General features: G+C 44.7%; 4 protein-coding genes. All 4 read left to right on the top strand.

All coding sequences use genetic code 11. The features are described from left to right. Positions 1-151: 151 nt before the first annotated feature. The 4 genes from ACWB0I_RS11530 to ACWB0I_RS11515 all read left to right on the top strand — a co-directional run bounded on the left by ACWB0I_RS11530 (position 152) and on the right by ACWB0I_RS11515 (position 4,993). Positions 152-1,414, top strand: coding sequence for a sigma-54-dependent transcriptional regulator (locus tag ACWB0I_RS11530; protein ID WP_479388218.1), 1,263 nt, complete (start codon positions 152-154; stop codon positions 1,412-1,414). A gap of 70 nt (positions 1,415-1,484) precedes the next feature. Then, positions 1,485-2,741, top strand: coding sequence for a diaminopimelate decarboxylase (lysA, locus tag ACWB0I_RS11525; RefSeq protein ID WP_479388217.1), 1,257 nt, complete (start codon positions 1,485-1,487; stop codon positions 2,739-2,741). Position 2,742: 1 nt separating this feature from the next. Then, the gene (alr, locus tag ACWB0I_RS11520; protein ID WP_479388216.1) at positions 2,743-3,858 is read left to right on the top strand and encodes an alanine racemase; all 1,116 of its coding nucleotides are present in this window, start codon (positions 2,743-2,745) and stop codon (positions 3,856-3,858) included. Between the two features lie 298 nt (positions 3,859-4,156). Next, positions 4,157-4,993: a type IX secretion component PorD family protein gene (locus tag ACWB0I_RS11515; protein ID WP_479388215.1), complete on the top strand. Its 837-nt coding sequence runs from the start codon at positions 4,157-4,159 to the stop codon at positions 4,991-4,993. The last annotated feature ends 117 nt before the right edge of the window (positions 4,994-5,110 follow it).

The following is a 5,110-nucleotide window of genomic DNA, read 5'->3' as shown; positions in this document are numbered from 1 at the left end:
CTTTTTATCTAAAATAATGTCAATTATTGTCGATACTATTTGCCACAAATCGTTAGCTGGGTAAAATATGCAATTTAAAATCGCGTTTATCTCAGATAGATTAGTTGAGTTTCAGTTTTTCTTGAAGAAGAGCCTTCATGGTGAATACCGGATGGATTTGTACGAACACATCGAAGCCATTCGCAAATCCATTCAGATGATCTACTACGATTTATTTATTATTGATCTGAAAGACGAGTGGCTGACTATTCCCTCCTGGTTACTGGAACAGACAAATCATCAGTATTTCTTCCAGCTTATCATGATTTCCGATCACCCCTTACCGGAAACGCTTAATAAAAAAATGGGCGAGAAGATTTATCAGGTGTTAGGCTTCTCTGAAGCCAGAGTTTATTTGCCGGAGCTCTTCTCTGAAGTCCTTCAGGCCATGGAAAACAGGCAATATCGTAATTTTAAATTGTCTTCCGTTCGCTGGCGACCAGATCGTTTGATCGGCAATGATGAACGCATTAAGCGCGTCAATGAATTTGTGGAGATTATCAGTAAAACCCCATTTACACCCTGTTTAATCAGAGGAGAATCGGGCACGGGTAAGGACCTGGTTTCGTACATGATCCACTCCAACAGTCATAAGCAATCCGGACCTTTCATTATTAAAAATTGTGAATTTGCTACGGCCAATGAACTGATGGCCGATATTTTTGGCGTGCTTTCCGAAAATTCAGGTTCCGGACCTGCCAAAAGGGGGCTGATTGAACAGGCAGAAGGGGGCACTCTTGTTCTAAAGAACATTGAGCGATTACCTGTGGAGGTGCAACATAAACTTCTTTTGTACCTGGACAGCCATATCATTAAGCCTTTGGGTAGCGAAAAGCCTCAGCATGTCGATACGCGCATCATTGCTCAAACGCGCTTTGATCTTGAAAAATTTGTGCGGAATGGTAGTTTTAATCCTGAATTGTATTTTCATTTAAAGAGCTTCGAAATTTACCTGCCCCCGCTCAGAGAGCGGCGCAGAGATATCAAACTGCTGGTTCGATATTTTACACAGTATTTTAGTTTTCAGTATGCCAAAAAGATGCCGCCCATTTCCCCCATGGCGCTCAATGTGCTCCAGGATTATTATTGGCCAGGCAATGTGCAGGAATTAAGAGAGGTGATCGAACAAACGGTTCTGACCAACACCGGAAACGAAATTACATTAAAGAGTTTGCCAGAATATCTGAGTGATTCCAAGAATATCCCTGAAGATGTAGAACTGCTGGGGAACTGTTCGCTTAAAGAGATAGAACGGGTGCATATTGAACGTGTTTTGGCCAGGACAAAGGGTAATAAATCCAAAGCAGCTGATTTCCTCCAGATTTCCCGCACCACGCTGCGCGAAAAATTAAAAAATTATGGCATCGACAAATAGCTTGCTAACAATTTAACTATTTCTTAAGTTAATTTACAAAGATAACTAACTAAATCGAGAGGCCTGTTAGGTGGCAACCAGCTTTTACTATAGGAATAATGAACTTTTTGCAGAAAAGGTGAATTTGAAGGAGTGGGCCTTGCAGGCCGGAACGCCTTTTTACCTCTATTCTCAGACGCGAATTGAAGAAAATTGCCGGCTCATTCTGCAGGCAGGAAAGGGGCTCGATTTTTTACCCTGTTTTGCCCTCAAGGCCAATTACAATCCTGCTATTTTACAATTAATCCGTTCCATGGGATTTGGAGCCGACGTGGTTTCCGGCGGCGAGCTACAGTTTGCTTTAAAGGCCGGTTTTGAACCAGAGAAGATCGTTTTTGCTGGGGTGGGTAAAACGGCTGAAGAGATTGAGCTGGCCGTGAAGACCGGTATTCACTCCATTAACATTGAATCCATCGAAGAATTTGAAAGTGTAAAAGCGATTGCTGGAAGATTAAAAAAACGAGTACCGGTTGCTTTTCGCATCAATCCAGATATTGAGGCTCCCACGCACGATTATATTGCCACGGGCAAACATATCAATAAATTTGGCATTCCTCTTCAGGACGCCCTTCCCCTTTACGAAGTGGCCTCGCGGGATCGATGGTTAGAACCCATTGGCTTGCATGTGCATATCGGTTCGCAGATTTCGGAAGCCCGTCCCTTTTTGGAAACGGCAGATTATTTGATTGAAACCGTTGGCCGCTTGAAAGCCCGCGGATTGCCCATTAGCACTTTGGACCTTGGCGGAGGAATAGGCATCGACTATTCGGAGCAAATTTTCTCCCATCCGGCCTGGCCCCTCAAAGAAATATTACCGGCTTTTCTAAAAAAATTTAAAGGACTGGGCATCCGTCTGGTGGCCGAATTGGGTCGGGCTATTATTGGAGATGCCGGCATTCTGGTTACCAGAGTGCTGTACAGAAAACAGACGCCTGCCAAAAAATTTATTATTGTGGATGCGGCCATGAACAATCTCCTGCGTCCCAGCCTTTACAAAGCCTACCATCCCATCGCCCCGCTCGAAAAGCGTACGGAATTTGCTGAAATGGTGGATGTGGTAGGGCCGGTTTGCGAGAGCGGTGATTTTTTGGCACAGGATCGCCCGCTTCCCCCTGTTGAACAGGGCGATTTTTTAGCCATTGGCGGAGCAGGAGCTTATGGCCAGGTGCTGGCTTCCAATTACAATTTGCGCCCTATGATTCCTGAATATTTGGTGAAAGGAAGTACAATCCGCACCATATTCAAAGGCCAGAGCATTGAACAGATTGCACAAAACTACGAGTGGTAAAATGGGACCCACCAGAGCTTACATTAATCATCAAAACCTGTTACACAATTTAAAACTCATTCAAAACGCTGTGGCGCCGGCCAGGGTAATGGGCGTGGTTAAAGCCGACGCCTATGGTCATGGAAGTATTGAAGTGGCCAGGAGTCTGGTTGCCCATGGCGTAGATTATTTGGGCGTGGCCTTTCCGGAAGAGGGTATTGAGCTGCGGAAAGCCGGCATTACCATTCCCATTCTGGTATTTGGCGCCCATCTGCCCCATTTTTTCCCCCAATTTCTTGATTACAATCTGGATATTACATTGACCGATGCTGGACAATTGGAGCCATTGCGTGAACTGTCTCTTAAGCAAAAAATTCGTCCGCGCGTACAGATTAAAGTAGATACCGGGATGGGCCGTGTTGGATTTTTGCCGGAAAAAGACCAGGAGATTATTTTTAAGATCATTGAAGAAACAAGCTGGCAGGTTGTGGGCATCTATTCCCATCTCTCCAGTTCTGATGAGGAGGATGCACAATTTACTTTCCGGCAAATTGAGAAATTCAAGCAATTTAAGGCCATCATTGATCAGAAATATCCGCATCTAACCCCCCTGTACCATCTGGCCAATTCGGCTGCCATCATGCGCTTTAAGGAAAGTTATTTTGATCTGGTGCGTCCTGGGGTTATGTTATATGGGAACCCACCTTCTCCGCAATTTCCTTTGCAATGGCCTTTAAAAGAAGTGATGGCTTTTAAGTCTAAATTGACATTGATTAAAAAACTGGGCGCTAACCAGCCGGTCAGTTACAATCGACGGTACTACACCCCCCAACCGACCTTTATTGGGGTTGTGCCGGCCGGTTATGCCGATGGCTACAACCGTAGATTCACGAATTCGGGTCAGGTATTGATCAAGGGGCGGCGTTATCCGGTGGTGGGCACCGTTTGCATGGATCAATTTGTGGTTGATCTGGGGCCGGATATTAAAGATATGGCTGTCGGTGAGGAGGTCGTTCTCTTTGGGAAACAGGGCACAGAACATATTAAAATTGTAGAGGTGGCCAAAAAACTGGAAACCATTCCCTACGAGGTAACCTGCTGGGTTTCCAGACGCGTTCCACGAATCCATTTAAAATGACGAAATGGGGCTGCCTGAGTTTTAAATTAACCACTGGGCTCAGGCTAGCCTCTTGCTGGTTCTTTACATTGAGGAGCTGAAAAAGGTCCGCTTTTTAAATGTTCGGCTTGTCGTTCAAGGCAGAACTTTGGAGTTCAGATTCTCTGCAGTTTGTAAGGCTTGTGCACCAGACCAGGATGAAGGTTGAAGATAGTAAGTTTGGACGGTAAATCCGGAACGGAATAGGGGCAATTAATTTAGTAGATTTTATTCGGATTCGTGGTTATATTCTGATAGGGTGAATAAAACGGGAGTCAATATGAAACGCCTAACAATTATCTGGATTGTTTTACTGGCCATGGTCATGGTAGTCCATAGCCAGGTACTAAAAGTTAAAGTTACCCTCGATCCGTCTAATCTTCCTGATGACGAGGTGAATAATCTGAATGATTTTCCGGACAAAGTGGAACAATATTTTAATGCCTATGAATGGGTGGAAGACGAATACGAATATGATGTTATTTGTAAAGTACGGATCATCATTCAATCGGTACAGCAAAAATCTCATGAAAAACTCTATTTAGCACAGTTTGTAATCACCAGTGAATCGGGCGAGTATTTTTACGACAAGACCTGGGAATTTCCTTACGATCAGGGAACTCCATTTAGCCATTTTAAGGGCCAGTTTGATCCTTTGACGCATTTTCTTGATTTTTATGCGTACATGGTGCTGGCTGGCGAACTGGATACCAACGATTATTTAAAGGGCAATGCCCTGTACGAAAAAGCGCGAGACATTGCCAACCGCGGACAGCTTTCCCGTTATCCTCGTGGCTGGACGTCAAGGATGAATATGGTGCTGGTTATTACAGATGCCCGAACGCGGCCTTTGCGCGAGGTAAAGCCCGATTTCTTTGAGGCCCTCTATTTACTGGACGAAGGCAAAAGGGGCGAAGCCTATAATTACGCTAAAAAAGTGCTGGAGGGCATCAAAAAAGTGTACAAGGTGCAGCCCAATAATCTCTATTTGCAGTACTTTTTCAATTCCCATTACGAAGACCTGGCAGAGCTGTTTAAGGGGCACACGGCGGATTTAAAATATCTGGCAGAATTAGACAGCCGGCACAGGGAAACCTATCGCAGCGCTATGGAATAACTGGCTTTCTGTTAGAGAAAGGGCCGTTACTCCAAAAGTAAGTCAGAAGGTCCGTTCCAGATCAGGCGGAACCTTGCCTTGAAGGTCCGGTGAAGCGAGGTATGTTTTAATTAAAAA

The sequence above is a fragment of the Caldithrix sp. genome (assembly GCF_056497305.1).
This window is presented reverse-complemented; position numbering and strand designations above follow the sequence as displayed.

Bases quoted from the DNA above. Each gene is read 5' to 3' on its own strand.
- alr (WP_479388216.1), top strand. From the start codon at position 2,743: ATGGGACCCACCAGAGCTTACATTAATCATCAAAACCTGTTACACAAT.
- ACWB0I_RS11530 (WP_479388218.1), top strand. From the start codon at position 152: ATGGATTTGTACGAACACATCGAAGCCATTCGCAAATCCATTCAGATG.
- ACWB0I_RS11515 (WP_479388215.1), top strand. From the start codon at position 4,157: ATGAAACGCCTAACAATTATCTGGATTGTTTTACTGGCCATGGTCATG.